General features: G+C 61.2%; 9 protein-coding genes. All 9 read right to left on the bottom strand.

Features of this window, described 5'->3' with window-relative positions; translation table 11 throughout:
- The coding region (locus tag Q0216_RS07195; protein WP_298594098.1) for a hypothetical protein at window positions 1-847 on the bottom strand (847 nt) is incomplete at its 3' end.
- Between the two features lie 4 nt (window positions 848-851).
- Window positions 852-6,707 (bottom strand): phage tail protein, encoded by a 5,856-nt coding sequence (locus Q0216_RS07190; protein WP_298594096.1) that lies wholly within the window; start codon window positions 6,705-6,707, stop codon window positions 852-854.
- A 2-nt stretch (window positions 6,708-6,709) separates the two neighbouring features.
- Window positions 6,710-7,528, bottom strand: a complete 819-nt coding sequence (locus Q0216_RS07185; RefSeq protein ID WP_298594094.1) for a phage BR0599 family protein — start codon at window positions 7,526-7,528, stop codon at window positions 6,710-6,712.
- A 6-nt stretch (window positions 7,529-7,534) separates the two neighbouring features.
- Window positions 7,535-8,710: a hypothetical protein gene (locus tag Q0216_RS07180; protein ID WP_298594092.1), complete on the bottom strand. Its 1,176-nt coding sequence runs from the start codon at window positions 8,708-8,710 to the stop codon at window positions 7,535-7,537.
- A gap of 2 nt (window positions 8,711-8,712) precedes the next feature.
- The gene (locus tag Q0216_RS07175; protein ID WP_298594090.1) at window positions 8,713-11,658 is read right to left on the bottom strand and encodes a tape measure protein; all 2,946 of its coding nucleotides are present in this window, start codon (window positions 11,656-11,658) and stop codon (window positions 8,713-8,715) included.
- Window positions 11,655-12,077, bottom strand: coding sequence for an HK97 gp10 family phage protein (locus Q0216_RS07170; RefSeq protein ID WP_298594088.1), 423 nt, complete (start codon window positions 12,075-12,077; stop codon window positions 11,655-11,657). Before Q0216_RS07170 ends, Q0216_RS07175 begins: the two co-directional genes overlap by 4 nt.
- A gap of 339 nt (window positions 12,078-12,416) precedes the next feature.
- A complete protein-coding gene (locus Q0216_RS07165) occupies window positions 12,417-12,779 on the bottom strand; it encodes a hypothetical protein (protein WP_298594086.1) in 363 nt (120 codons plus the stop codon).
- Between the two features lie 53 nt (window positions 12,780-12,832).
- Window positions 12,833-14,410, bottom strand: a complete 1,578-nt coding sequence (locus Q0216_RS07160) for a phage tail tube protein (protein WP_298594085.1) — start codon at window positions 14,408-14,410, stop codon at window positions 12,833-12,835.
- A gap of 1 nt (window position 14,411) precedes the next feature.
- Window positions 14,412-14,610, bottom strand: a 199-nt coding sequence (locus tag Q0216_RS07155; protein WP_298594082.1) for a hypothetical protein, incomplete at its 5' end; no start/stop codon positions are given.

Here is a 14,610-nt window from a genome sequence, read left to right as displayed (position 1 = left end):
GCTCTTCCGATCTGGTGTATGCCACGTTGCACACGCCCTGGCGTTGGTACAGGACGTTGTACTGGGGGCCACGGATGCGCAGCATGTAGGACTGGCCTGCAGCGGTGGGGCAGGCGGCAATGCTGATGCCCGTGATCACGCGGCGCTGTGAGGGTTGGAACACTTGGCGGAACACCTTGCCGGGGCCGGCCGTGAAAATGAAGCGCCCCTCAATGAACCCCCCTTCCATGCATCCGTTGCCCTGGCCGTGCCCGTTGGCGTAGGTGAGCTGAAGGATGGGCCGCCAGCGCTTGACCGCATCCCCCAGCGTCAGCTGCTGCCAATTGCCGTTACCGGCGCGGAAGAGGGTGGCGAAATCGTCCGGGGCCAGCCAGTTACTCGGGTCCGGGTTGCTAAGCGGGCTGGCCACATTGTTGGAACTGATGAAGTTCGCCCCTTCGTTGCCGTCCAGGTTGCGCTGCACGATGTGGTACAGCCGGCCGCGCACCAAGTTTTCACGCTGCCCGTGGAAGTACAGCTCGTCAAAGATGTTCCGGGAACCATTGCCTACGTCCAGGTGCGGCCGGTAGGTGCATTGCGCCAGGGGGGCAGCGTTGAGGTTCGGCACCCCACCGGCATCCGGGTAGATGTTGATTTGCAGCGTGCCGCCGTTGCCACCGCCATAGCCGGTGCCGGCCTGCCAGTAGAAACGAGCGGAGCTGATGTAGCTGTCTTGCGTGGCACGGAAGCGGAAACTGACCTGCAGGTTTCCGTTACCGACCCGCGTGTTGGCCAAAGCCGAGCAGAGGAACATGCCGGGGCCGTACAGCTTGTTGAAATCGAGGCTGGTCCAGTTGATGGTACCCATGGTGTTATGCCACCCTGACGGCAAAGACGCTGCGCGGGGGAATGGGGAAACCCACACAGCAGGAGTTGATGTTAAGAATCTCGCGCTTGCCCTGAATGAGCTCGGATGCATCGTAGGTGCCGGGGTGCTGCACATACCAGCAGTCCACGTATCGCCGCGACCACCCCGCGATGTTCGGCAGCGCCATGCTCACCTCTTTGGCCTCGTCATTGTTGTTAACGAAGACCGCGCTGTACACGTTCCCGTCTGTGAACATGAGGCTCATAACGTTGTCACCTTGAACAACCTCCGAGCACACATAGGGCATCTGTGCAAAGCGGATTACCGTCAGCGCCTTGGCCAGGATGGACATAATGGGCCGGCCCTGGGCATCCAGCTTCACCATGGGAATGGAACCGTCCGATGGCCACAGGTTGAGGCCCGCAGTGCCGTTCCTCAGGTGGTAGAGCACGGTGTTGGCGCACGAGATGGCGTTGCCCATGGTGTCCGCCGAGCGGAAGAACGACAGGATATCGTTCTTGCCCGCAGAGCCTTCACGGTGCTGCGGGTAGTAGGTGTCCATGACCCATCCGCCATAGCCGTAATCCGTGGGCTTCGTAGCGAAGCACCAGAACGTGTTCGTCGTGGTGGCTTTGTACCCACTGGGGGCCAGCTTGACAGCTTGGTTGGCAACGTTGACGGCCACACTGGTGGACGGGATGCCGGGGCGCACCGCAGGTGTGGTCATCCTTGGCGGCGGCAGCACCACGGGGCGGTCCCATGCGTCACGCTCGGCGTCCACGGGGTAGGCGAGCTGCGGGAAGCGGTCCACGTAGTTCGCACCGCTGGCGTTGGATTCCACCGCCGTCTGCGTGCCCCCACCCGTGCCGCCGGGTGTTACCGGCGGCTTGGGTGCCGGCACCGGGTTGTCCGGCTGCGGCGACGTGCTCCCATCCTTGCGCTCGAAGGTGGCGTAGGTATAGTCAATGTTGGACGGGTGGATGCCGGCCTGGTAGTAGGGTTTCCACGCCGGCAGGTTGCGCTTGAAGATGTGCATGCGGAGCATGGGCGTGTTCAGAACGGACAGGCTATCCACGTGATCCTTATCCGTCAGGTGCCACAAAACTACACCGTCCGGGATTTCGTTCTCGTAAATCTGGATAACCTTCTTGACACGATCGTCCGCTTCTGCCTCTGCATTGCTGAGCCATTTCATCGCCTTGGCATCGAAGAAGCGGATATCGTACACCATGCCGCCCTTACCATCTGACACCAGGAACGGCCAGATGCCTTCCTTGGTGTAATCAGTATGGGTGCCAAGGTTGCGCATGCCCCAGTAATACGGGTACAGCAGGGGCTGCTGCGGCACCAGCGGGGAACTTTGCGCGTCCACCAAGCCGTTGGGCGGGAAGAGCGTGGTGTTGGTAGGATCCGGCATTGCAACGCTTCCAGCGGGCCGAGTATCGGGGTACTCTCGGGGATGCTTGTAGGTATCCCACAGGCTACTACCGCCACCACCGCCACCACCGCCACCCGGGCTGGGCGGCGTGGGCAGGGGTGCGCTACCCACCAGCCGGGTTTCCGACAGGTCTTGTGCATTGAGCTTGTCCTCGTGGATGGCGCTCTGGTAGTAAGGAGTGACGAACCTCACATCCTTGCGTTCCATGCGCACGGTGGTCACGCTGTAGTTACCCGCAGGACTGGGCAGCTCGCCTTCCGTCTTCACAATGGCCGGCCACTCTTTGACCCCTTCCCACTCACGCTGGGAAACGAGCGCCTGATAGTTCTGCTCCACGTCCCAGTCGTCCAGGAACTCGCCGTCTTTGTAGACCTTCCACTGAATGGTCTTGTACCCCGGCGTGTTGGTGTCCGACTTGTTGCGAATCCACACGACGTTCATCGGTCCGTTACCCAGCCCTGCCAGAGTGCCGGGAATGGCTGTGCCTGGCGCGCTGGGGTTCGGCGTGGCGGTGGTACCTGGCGGGAACCACGACATGTTATCCTTGTGAATCACCGCCTCGGTGTACGGGGCCACCGTGCCAATGGGGTCGCGCAGCATGCGTGCCGTACCCACGGCCACATTACCCACGTACCCGCTGGCCGTACCGGCTTCCAGGAACGCCGGGAAGTCCTTCCACTCGGTCCACTCCCGTTCGGCAACGAGGTTCTGATAGGACTTCTCCACCACGCTGTCGTCAACCACGGTGCCGTCACGGATAACCACAAACTTCACGCGGTACGTCTCACCGTTCGCGGCGGTGGGGGTGTACTTGATCTGCACCGCGTTGATGGCCCGCCCCGCGGACAGTGTGGCCAACGTCGCGCCCTGCGGGATGGTGGGGTTCTGCGGCTGGGGCTGCGGCTGGGGCTGCGGCTGGGGCGTGGGCGGCACATAGTCCAGGCTGTCGGCCATGGGCACCTTCGTGCTCAGGAACCGCGCATGCGAAATGACACGGTCCGGGCTCTGGATGTCCTGGGCACCGGCCAGGTTGGCAAAGCAGATGCGCTTCCAATCCCGCGTCAGCTCCACCACCTTGCTGAGGCCAAAGCCCACGTACCACCACGCCGCGTCCGCGCTGTTGCTGCCGTTCTGCTTGGGGTCGCCGCCCAAGTGGATACCAATCTTGGACCCTTGGGGGCTGGTGGGCGCAATGCGGGCCTCGCACGTTACCATGACCCCTTCAATGTTCCACGGGGTGGCCGTGCGCCAGCGCTCCGCGGTGAAGTGAGTCACGGGCTTCGGTTCCCCCGTGCGCAGGCTCACCCGCGTGCCCTTCTCGCCGCCGCCAATGGGGTACTTTTCCGGTTCCCCCAGCGCCCAGTGAGTGCGACCGCGATAAGTTTCCTGGCGGCCGTTCTTGTCAAACTCGCCCGTCCAGTTTGTCAGATCCTTACCCATGCTGGGGCCGAAGTAGGCAATCCAGCCCACGCTGTCGCTGGACATCACCTCTTCCCATTCGTTCTTGCCCTTCCACAGGATAAACAGCTTCATCTGGCGGATGTCTGCCAGCGGCTTGGCCGCAGTGTTGCCCTTGAGGCACATCATCACGGCCCACCAGTCAAACACGTGCCACCAGACTTTCCGGCGGGCTTCGTACTCAGCCCGGTTCTTGAACATGTCCTTCCACCATTCCGGGATGGTGGGGGGCTCATTGCCCATGAGCCATTTACCGCCCAGGATGACCGCCGCGCCACGGCCCTGGCCGCTGGCCCCGTTGGTGACCGCGTCCCAGCCGTCCCAGCCGTCCACCTCGGCTTCGTTGTTCCCCGTGCTGTACTCGATAATTTGCCGCATGCTCCGTTCGGTCAGGTACGGGGTGGGCGTGGGTTGCGGCGTGCCACCACCGCCGCCGGGGTTAGGCTGGGGTTGGGGCGTTGGCGGCGGAGTGGGGTTGACGTATGCCTTGACGTACTTGAAGGTGTGGATGTAGGGCTGGAAGCTGGCCTTGCGTGCCCCGTCCGTGAACTGCGCCTCAATGCGCACGGTGAGGTATGTGCCATCCGCCAAGCTGAACGACGGCAGGTCGAACGCAGTGCTGGTGCCCTCAATGCCCGTCACGGTGCGGAAGGGGGCGGTGGTCTGCACGCCCAGGAAGAGCTGCACGTTGTACCGCACGTTGGCTTCGGGCGGAATGGGCGTGTCTGCAATGAACGGCTGCGCGTAGATGTTGTAGAGCGCGTTGCGGTGCTTCCACGTAATGCGCAGCTGCTCGTTACCCACCTCCTCCGGGTAGTACTTGCCGTTGATCTGGATGTCGCTCGGGCCGTAGGGGCGGCTCCGGCGGTCCTGTGTGGTGATGGCCACGGTGGTTCCCTTGTCAAATGGAAGACAGAAATTGTTGTTACACGGCCGAAGCTTGCTCGTGTAGTAATCCCTCGCGTTGGCGGTGCTGCTGTACCAGTTAATCTGGAAGTCTCGGAGTAGCCACACTCTTTCTCCTGCCGCGTGCACCTGCGGGTACGTATCGCAGCAACCCCGCCGCACGGTAAGTACCCTGGTGTTGGTGTCGTACTGCACAATCTGGACCAGTTCGTTCTGCCCCAGGAACGCAGCCTTGCCAATATCTCCGCTGGTGACGCCGAAGTCCTTATCTGGCACCACGCTGAGCTGTGTGGCGTGCCGGTCAATCGCCTGCAGCAGCTCCGCGCTTATCTGGTACACCCCGTTCTGTTCCTGACCCTTGTCGTCCGTGAACTTGAAGTAGGTGTCGCTGTCACGGTTCTTGCTGGCCAGCACCAGCAGGCTACTCTGTTGCGTGTGCCGCGCAGCATTGTTGATACGGTTCAACCACCCAAAGTACCACGGGGCCTCCACCATCGTACTGTGTACGATGCCGGTGAGCTGCTGGGAGGGGTCGTCCCATTCCGTGCTCGGGGCGTTGGCCCAGCTGAGCGGCAGCGAAAAGACGTCCTGCATGGCAGTGATAGTAATCCTGCCGTCAAGCATGGTGCCCAGGTTGAGGTTAGCCACACGCATTACCATCTGCCCCTGTTGCCCCAGCAACTGTGGCCATCTGAGAATGAACACGTCCCCGATGTTCATGCGTGCGGCCGTTCTGTTGCACTCAATCGTACAGCTGGCCAGCGGGGTACTCAGCGACCGCAGATCCCGTTCCGCTACCGTGCGGGCAATGTTCTCGCTCGTGAACCCGGTGTATTGCTTGGTGACGGAAACCTCGCCGATCTGGTCCTTGAGCGCCAGATTATGCGCCGTGTAGGTGGCCGTCTCGTTCTGCGGCCCCACCCGGCTGTAAACCACGGTGACACTGGACACCAGCTCCCCGGGGCTGCTGCGCTTGAAGTCGCTGACCTTCACGACGTTGGTTTCGTCCAGCACCACGGCACCATTCGGCACCGTGTAGTAGGCCCGGATGGCTTTCAGCACGAACTTGCCCGTGTTGGCGTGCACGTACAGGTCCGCGTCAATGTGCTCCAGGACGCTCTGGATGAACGTCTTGATTTCCGTCTGCTTATCCCACAGGATGGACATCCCCATCTTTTCCTGGTACAGAATGTCCGCGGTTTCCCGGAACGACGTTTCGTCAATGTCGTTGTCGGTGTACCCCATGCCCCATTCCTCATCCGTCAGGCATTCCCGGATGATGTGGGCGGGGTTCATGTTGTCCATGCTGTGCAGCTTGCCATCGTGCCCCGTGTAGTTACTGGAAATGATGGCCTTCTCTTTGTACCATTGCTCCCGGCCCCAGTACCCACGCTGCAGGATGCGCACAGCGGTGAATGCGAACCGGGGGAACACGTTGGTGTAGCCAATGACCATGTCCTTGAACAGGACGGTAGCCACCCCCCGGTAATTCGGCTGGTACTGATTGTTGACGGTGACATCCCGCAGGAACGGGATGTGCCCCTGGCCAGGCGAACCCGTCAGCACCTCATAGATGCCAACCAACCCGCCGTTATTGTTGGTGCCACCAAAGAAATCCGGGGAGGCAATGGAATAGTTATACCCCGTGACCCACGTCTGCCGCCCCAGCTGCACGACGCCCAGCTTGGCCTGATTGTAGCCAGTTTCCACGGCTATGCGGTCGTCGCAGTAGATCTGGATCAGCCCATCAATGGGGCCGAGGCACAGGGCAAAGTGAACGCTGATGGTGTGCTCGTAGGCCACCACCTGATCCCTGCCGTGGCTGAGCAGCCCGCCGCCCGTGCGTATGGTCTTGGCGACGCTCTTGTTGTTACCCCACCAGATGATGTTGGGGCTGTCAATGATCTTGGTGCCAAAGAGCACAGGAATGGCGCGGCCACTGGTGCTGGTGGGGCCTTTGAACTCCTGATAACCACGGGGCGGGGTGCGGTCCGATTTGGGGATGCGGCTGCTGACCAGCAGCAGGCTGATGGCGTAGAAGGCGAGCTGCAGCCACATGATTAGTACGGTCTCCCGTCAGAGATGTTTCGCAGGGGCATCCAGCTGAACCCACCGAAGTTCTCGATGTTGTTCATGGCATCCTTGCAGTATTCCTTGGTCTTGTCGCAGCCAGCATATACCGTTACCGCAGCACCCGTGTTCAGTTTGCACGGCCTGTCCAGCGTTATGTACTGCCCGGAGTGGGAAAGAATGCTGTAACGGTCTGTGCCGTCGTCCATCACGCCACCCGTCAGCCCCGGCTTGTTCTGCAGCACGTTGGCCGGCAGGCCGTTGAGCTTGGCGCTGAAGGCCGTGGATGGTTCCGCCAGCGTGGCCGAGTACTTGAAGTTATCACGTATCAGGCGGCAGGGGCTGCTGAACAAAGCGTGGCGGCAGTACAGGGTGTACTGCTGGCGCAGGCCCGCCCTGGCGATGCTGCTGAACACGCTTTCACATTGAAGCGTAATGTGGTTATCGTCAAACCTCGCGCCCAGCACACGGCCTTTCCAGTACACCACGCTATTCCCTTGCGTGTTGTCCGATGCGTGAAAGCGGTGGATGTTCAGCGTGCAGCTGTTGCTGTTGCCCTTGGTGATGTAGTCCCGGGCGAAAGTGATGTTGTCAGGGATAACCACATCCAGGGCGCTCTTCTGATTATCCGAAGTGTACACCACCTGGCCCCGGCTAATGGACAGGCTTTCGCAGCGGAAGCCGTTGAACGTTACCTGATCTGCAACCCCGCCGCTGCTAATCAGGTACCGCTTGTTTGCCATGAAGAACTCGTAGACTTCTACCGGCGAACCTTCCTGCTCGCTGGCCTCTGTGGTGATGTATGGCACGTGCGGTTACTCATTGACGTTGACGCATACCATTTCAACCGTGGCGCTGCGGTCTGCGTGATACGTAATTGTAACGGTATCACTATCAAGTCGCACCTTGTTGATAAAGACCACAGAGCGTATACGCTCCACGGGCACCGTGTCCGTCAACGGCTCTGTGAAGCTTATCTGCATGTTCACACCGTTGACACCGATGCCGCTGATCTTCGCGTAGAGCATCTGCGTGGTGCAGCGGCTTTGGTACTCGATGGCAACCCATTTGCCGCTCAGGTTCTCGTTGACGTTGCTGAACCATTCCACCGTCATGCTGTTCTGCCCTGCCACGATGCCGCTCTTCGGCTTCAGCGCGGCACCCCAGATGGGGAGGTAGAAGAACTTGCAGCGCCCCTTGATGGCTTCCAGGAAGTAGAAGAACTGTTCCAGCTCAAAGCCCACCTTGAAGCGAAGGCTGAAATTGTATTTGTAGGTCTTCCACTTGGTCTTGGGGCTAATGTACTGCGGCTCAATCTCGTTGTCGAGAGTAATGACGTTGCGCGACCATGTGGAACTGCTGTTGCCGGTGTAATGGTGGCGGTGGTGCAGCACATACCCCGTCGTGGTGCCGCCCGACAGCTGATCGTAGGAAGGAGTGCCGGTCCAGAAGGCAGGAATCTCGAACAGAAAGAACGATGCCGAGAATGTCACCCTGTGGTTATCGTAGGTGGTGATGCGCAGCGGCTCACTTAAACGAGTGGCCACAGTGGGGGCCATTATCACGCGCTGGGGCCGCATCCCCGCCCACAGGCTGTTCACCTCGCTGCGCAGCATCCATATCGAGCCGCCCAATTTGGTGGCGGTGAACTCCCCGACGTCCCACAGCCCCTGATTGTTGGTCAAGACCATGGTCTTGGTGCCGGCCCACTGCCGCACGGGGTTCTTAATCCATTTCCCCTCTTCGTACATGGCCCAGTCTATCTGGGTGTAATCCCCGACGAAGAAGGTGGTGGCCGGGTTGTTCCCGATCAGATTGGCGTAGGAAATGTAATCTGCGTTGTTCGCTTCAAAGTCGTAGCGCAGCGTGCGGCGTGGACGCTGCCGCAACGCTATGCGCTGCTCCCAGCTGTAGCTCTGGATAATGTCGGTTTTCCATTCCAGTACCTCCTGGAACTCCCACTCCGGCACCAGCGTCCATGTGATGGCCACAGTTACACCCCCAGTACGCCCTTATTACGCTGCATGATGTTCACAATGGTCTTCTCGCCCTGGGCCGTGCCAAGGTAATCACCCACAAGACTCGGGTCCAGCACGTTCACAATGCGCGGGTTGACGGTGACGTTAGGCGCGCTTTGCTGTCCCTCGTTGACCGCGGACGTGCCCTTGCGCACCTGCGCAGGAGTGGCCACAGTGACACGCTCGCCCGGGCTGGCGCGGAAGCTTACCATCTGGCTGTCTGGGCCGCCGGTGCCGCCAACCTTAAATGTGCCGCCCGTCATGAACCCTGGCTGCTGGGAACGGATGTTGTTAACCTGCACCATGGCGCTGGCCAGCGTGGCAGCGGCAAGGGCAGCGCCGTAGATGCCACCCTGTGCCCATGCCTTCGTAGCCGCCTCGTTGGCGTTAATGATGGCCTGTGCAACGGCCGCCGCCTTACCCATGGTAAACAGCGTCTTGCTTCTGCTGCGCATCAGGTTGCCCATCTCGCTGTACAGCGTGTTGGCCTGTTCAATTTCAATGTCGTGGGCGCGCCTGGCTGCGCTGGCCTTGGCCTGCTGGTAAGCCTCGTAAGAAATCAGGTCCGCATCCCGCATTTTCTGGATGGTTTCAAACAGGGCCTGAGTCTGGTCAATCTGGTTCTGGAACGTGTCCGGGGTGTCAACCTTGAACAGGTCGTTCATGGCTTGGGTGAGGTCCCTGCGCGTGAACCCGGCGGCATCCTTGCTGCGCAGCTCACTCAGCGCCTGCACCATGGTGGCTGCCTGGCGCTGCTGGCCACCGAAGCTATCCTGCCGCAGCGTGTCCATTGTCTTGGACAGCTCGGCCAGCTCCTCCATGGCCCGCACCTGTTTGCCCAGCTCTTGCGTCTGCTCTTTGGTCAGCGCCACCCCCGCCTTCTGCAGCTGCTGCTGATACTCCATGAGCTTGCTCTGGACCTCGCGGTCCTGGGAGTTCAGCTTCAGCAGGGAGGTCTGCTTCTGCATGTCCTCCTGGATCTTGGCGAGCGGCGTCAGCTGATCCTTGTACAGGTTGTGCAGGGCGGCGGTGTACCTGGTGTGGTCATCCGTGCCCTTCTTGACGTACTCGTTAATGAGGGCCTGCCCCTCTGCGTACTTCCGTTGCGCCGCCAGCACCGGGTCCAGCTGGTCCAGCAGCTGCGCCCACCGTTCCCGCTCCTTCTCCGCTTCGCTCTTCTTGGGCTTGGTCTGCTTCGTGTTCAGGAGGGGCGGAATGGCCGGGCTCTTGGCGGACAGTTCCATGGCCTCCTGGGCACGCTGCCGGCGTGCGGCCAGGATGCGCCTGCGGCCGATGGCTTCAATTTCCTGCCACCCGCCCAGCACCGCCTTTTCCAGCGCCTTGCCCTGGCTGTTGTACCCATCCACGGCCGCCTTGGCAATGTCCGCCCCCAGGTTCTTCCAGAGCTCGTCGTTGGTCTTGAACTGCTCCGGGCTGAACAGCTCGAAGCGCTTGTCCACGCCGATCTTGCTGTTCAGGTTGTTCATGGCGCGAAGGAAGCTGTTGGCGATTTCCGCTGCTGTGTTCTGCGCAAAGTTACCGATGCGCCCGAAGATGTCCTTCCACAGGTCAATGAGGGTAACGAAGTATTGCGTGATGGCACCGAACGCGCCCCGCCACAGCGCCACCACCCGGTCCAGCACCCGCGCCGTGCCCACCGTAAACCCCTTCAGCCCGCTGCCCGCCCCTTCAAAGAACTCCCCGATGGGCTTGAGCCATTCCGGGGCGGCTTCGTCCCAGAGCTTGCCCACGGCGGCAATGCCACGGCTGAAGAGGCCGGCGATGGATTGCCACATGGGAGTAAGCCAGTCCAGGAACGCTGCTGCTGCGCGCTGACCGCCCTGCCACACATAGGTGAACACGTCCGCCAGCGTCACCAGTCCGTTGGTGGTGAGCTTGATCTTGTCCGCGAACAGACTCATGGCCGTCACCACGCCGATAACCACAGCTGGGAGGGCAGACAGCACGGCACCGATGGCACCGAACACAGCAGCGAGGTTGGCGGCACGCACGATGGCAATGAGGCGGCCGATTTGGGTGGTAAAGATGGCAATGGCGGTAGGGGCGAACGCCACGGCAAGGCCCGCCGCCACGCCGGCCAGCACCGCCATGAGCTCCTTGATGTGCGCCCCGATGTACCCCAGAGCGCGGCCTACCGCGTTGCTGATGCCCAGGAACTCGTCCATGGTCCCTACGAACTTCAGGAACCCGGTCTGCAGGTCCTGCACGCCCTGCGCGATGCTCACCGTGGTGCGCTTGAACGCAGCGTCCACCTTATCCTTGCTGCCCGCAATGGCGTCCCAGAACTCTTTGCTAGTCAGCTTCCCTTGAAGCATGATTTGCCGCAGGCGGCCGATGCTGCCGTTGGCCCCCTGCACCTTATCCGCCACCAGCTGCAGCACCTGTGGTAATCCTTCAACCACGGAGTTGAACTCTTCCGCCTTCACCACCCCTGTGGTTAACGCCTGGCCGAGCTGCAGGAGCGCCCCCTTGGCCCCCTGGGCGGTCAGTTTGTTGATCGCCAGCACCTTGTTGATGGTTTCCACAAAGTCAATGGCGTCCTGCCCGCTGCGGCCAAGATCCTTGGCAGCCAGCGCGACCCGCTGGTAGGTAACAGCCACGTCACTGAGCCCCGTGTGCGTCTTCATGGCCACCTGGTACAGCTGCTCAATGGTCGCTCCGGCCGCCGTGGCGCTGCCCGCCACGCTGCGGATCTTACCCGCCACGACCTGCCACTCGTTGGCCCACCGCACCAGCTGCCCCACCGCCAGCACGGATGCCAGCGGCTTCAGCGCCGCCTCCAGCAACGCAACCTGCCGCGAGCTCCTTTCTGCTGCCCCGCCAATTTCCATCAGGTCGCGGGCAACGGTCTTCGTGCCCTGTGACTTGACCAGTATGTTTAGGGTTTCGGTTGCACTCATGGTCGGAACCTGAATCCTCTGTTAACCACACTGCGGGCACGCAGGATGGCGTCCTGGATGAACCCGGCGGGGGCCTGCGCGCTGTACCCCTCGTTCAGCCGCGTGAGGTAAGGAATGGGGTTGCGCACCCCCAGCGGCTTGCTCAAGTCGTGGTAGGCATCAATGCGCCGCCGGGCATTTTCCAGCGCTACCTCTGCGTTCCTTTCCGGCGGCGTGCGGGGTGCCCATTCCACCACGTCATGTTCCCCCATCGTTACCTGCCAGTTCCGCCTGGCACGCCCCGTGCGTATGGGGGTAGCGGGCACGAGTTCGTCCATCATGGCCGCCACCATGTTCTTAGTGATGTCGCGGACGCCCTGCTGTACCTCCTCGTTGCGCTTGAGGAGTCTCTTGATGAAGAATCTAGCGTTGATTCCCATGTTGCGCTGCCGCCGCCAGGAGTTTCTTGGCCTTGTGCTCCAGGTACGCCGCGTCCATCACCTGCACAAAATGGAACACGTCTTCACGCTGCTCGCCCCACACACCGTTAACCACACACCATTCATGGATGGCGAGCCACGTGATAGGCCCTTCGCTATTGTACCCCGCCCCTCTGCACGTAGTAAGCTCCGCGAAGGCCGAATAGTGAAACTCCAGGCCCATTCGTAGTTCAGGGGCTGCAAGACCTTCCGGTACCGGCAGCCCCTGGGCGGCACACTGCCGCAGAACTACCTCTTGGGTAGCCCCACGGCCCTCCAGGTTGTACAGCAGCAGCGCAATCAGTTTTTTGCGTCGGCTTCCCGTTCCTCTTGGCGGAAGGTGCTGGCGCGCTGGCTCACCTCCAGCAAGTCCTGGTACAGCTCGGGCAGGTCTTGCATCAGCTTCAGCGCCGCCGCCTTGCTGTACGGCAGAGCGTTGCCTTCAGCGTCTTCCACGCCACTCCAGCCCAGGACCACAGTCTCTGCAAACGTCTGCAGCACCAAGTCTTCCAGGATGGCCACATCCACAGTACCATTCTGCAGCTGGCGGCGATACGGCTTAGTCTTGAGGTCCAGAACCCGGCGGTACTCCGTGTTGGCACCGCCGCTGCGGGCAATGCGGAACGTAATGGGTTCACCCGCGGAGTTTTTTCCATAGACCACGTCCACGCCATCCGTTTCCAGATGGCGGTCAGTTTGGAACTGTTTGTAGAGGTTCATTTCTGTGCGAAAGCGGCTTTCGGCAGCCAGTGGAACCATTGCATGCAGAGCGTGTGCCCGAAGGAGCTTTCTGCGGCGTTGATTTCCAGCGGTACCGTGATGGCTTGGTCCTGTTCAATGTTGATACGGCCGTTGCCCAGCGTCAGCAACGGAATATCAATGATAACCGCTTTGCCATCTTTCAGCATAATGATGTCAAGCGTCACGCCGGTATTGTTGCGAATGGCCCGGGTGGCCTCCACGTTCGCAAAGTACACGGTCATGTTCCCGCCCACCTCGAACGTGCCCGCGCTCGTGTCCAGCGCCCCCAGCACGCCCACGGCCTTGACCGGGCTGACGTTGTTCTTGATGCTGACGCTCAGCTCCGTAGCGAACGCGAACAGCGGCTCATCGCTGGGCTTGCCCAGTTCGTCCACGGTGCTGAGCTTGATGCGGTTGAAGTCGCTGGACGTGTTGAACGCGCTGCCCACCTCCAGCGTCTCGCGGGTGCCGCCCATGATGCCGGTCTTGCCGTCACGCTGAGTAAAGTCCGCGGCCACGAAGGTCATGTCGGCGGTGATCTTGTCTGCCTGGGCAATGTTGAGGGTGAACTCGTTGGGCACGGCACCCCGCAGCAGCTCGGACATTTCGCCGTCGGCGTCCCGCCCCAGCCGGCGTTCCAGGGTGTACGTGAAGCGCTTCACCTTGTTGGGATCAGCCTCGTTCTTCAGCGTGTCACCCCAATACAGGGTGCAGTTGACGCCAGCAAACGCGGCCGCCGCGCCTGCGGTTTCCCACGTCCATTTATCGAAGCGGATGGTGCCGGCCGTGATCCACGCGATGCGCCCGAAGCCCCGCTTCTTCTCCCCGTAATGGTTGGCCGCAGTGTCGTCACCGAGGTAGACCCAGTCGCCGGCGGAAATGGGCAGCGTGGTGAGGTCCGTGGCAATGGTCTTGCGGTTCAGCTCCTGCTGCCCGTTGGCCGTGGCCACCAGTTCCATTTCGCCAGGGGCAAAGCGATAGCCACAGAAGTAGACGCGGGCATTCTGGTTCACGTCTGCGGTGCTGGCTTGCAGCGAGGCGGCATAGAGCTCCACCTTGCACGTGTTGCCGCTCTGCGTGTACGTCTTGACCGGGACGCACACGTTGTTTCGGCTGTCCCCCATGCCCTCGAGGGCCATCATGTAGCCCGGTTTGACATTGTTGGTACCGAAGGTGCCGCTGAAGTTGATTTCCGTTGCGGTCGTGGTGCCCACCACCACGCGGCCGTGGAAACTGACGTTGCGGTTACTGGCCCGGATGCGGCCGTCCGTGAATATGAACCCCTTCATCAGGCGCTCAGTGTTGTAGAAGGTGAAGTCCTGCTGGAAGCCGCCGCTGGCCTCCAGGTCGGTGGTCACGCCCTTCTTGCGCTGCCGCGTGGGGTTGATGGGGTTGCGCGCCAGTGTGGTAATCTGACCGCCGAAGTCGTTGTAACTGTTCGGCTCCAGCGGGTACCACGTCGGGGTATCCGGCAGCAGCGTCGGGCATTCCTCTTCCGCGTAGGACAGCCCCGTGACGTTGCTGTCAATTTTGTAAGTCTTGCACGTGGCCATCTTACATCACCTCATCATATTCAAAAATCGCAGTGACGTTGATCTGTTGAAACGCACCGCTGGAATCCACTTCCCGTAGACCGATGTTATGAAGCCACACGTTCGGATGCTTGGCGGCCTGCAGGGCGTTAACCACACCTTGCGCAGCCTCATAGCCTGCCCCATGCTGTGCCCCGATGGGGGCAAAGACTTGCACCCAC

The sequence above is a fragment of the uncultured Rothia sp. genome (genome assembly GCF_937976295.1).
Classification (GTDB): domain Bacteria; phylum Actinomycetota; class Actinomycetes; order Actinomycetales; family Micrococcaceae; genus Rothia.
This window is presented reverse-complemented; position numbering and strand designations above follow the sequence as displayed.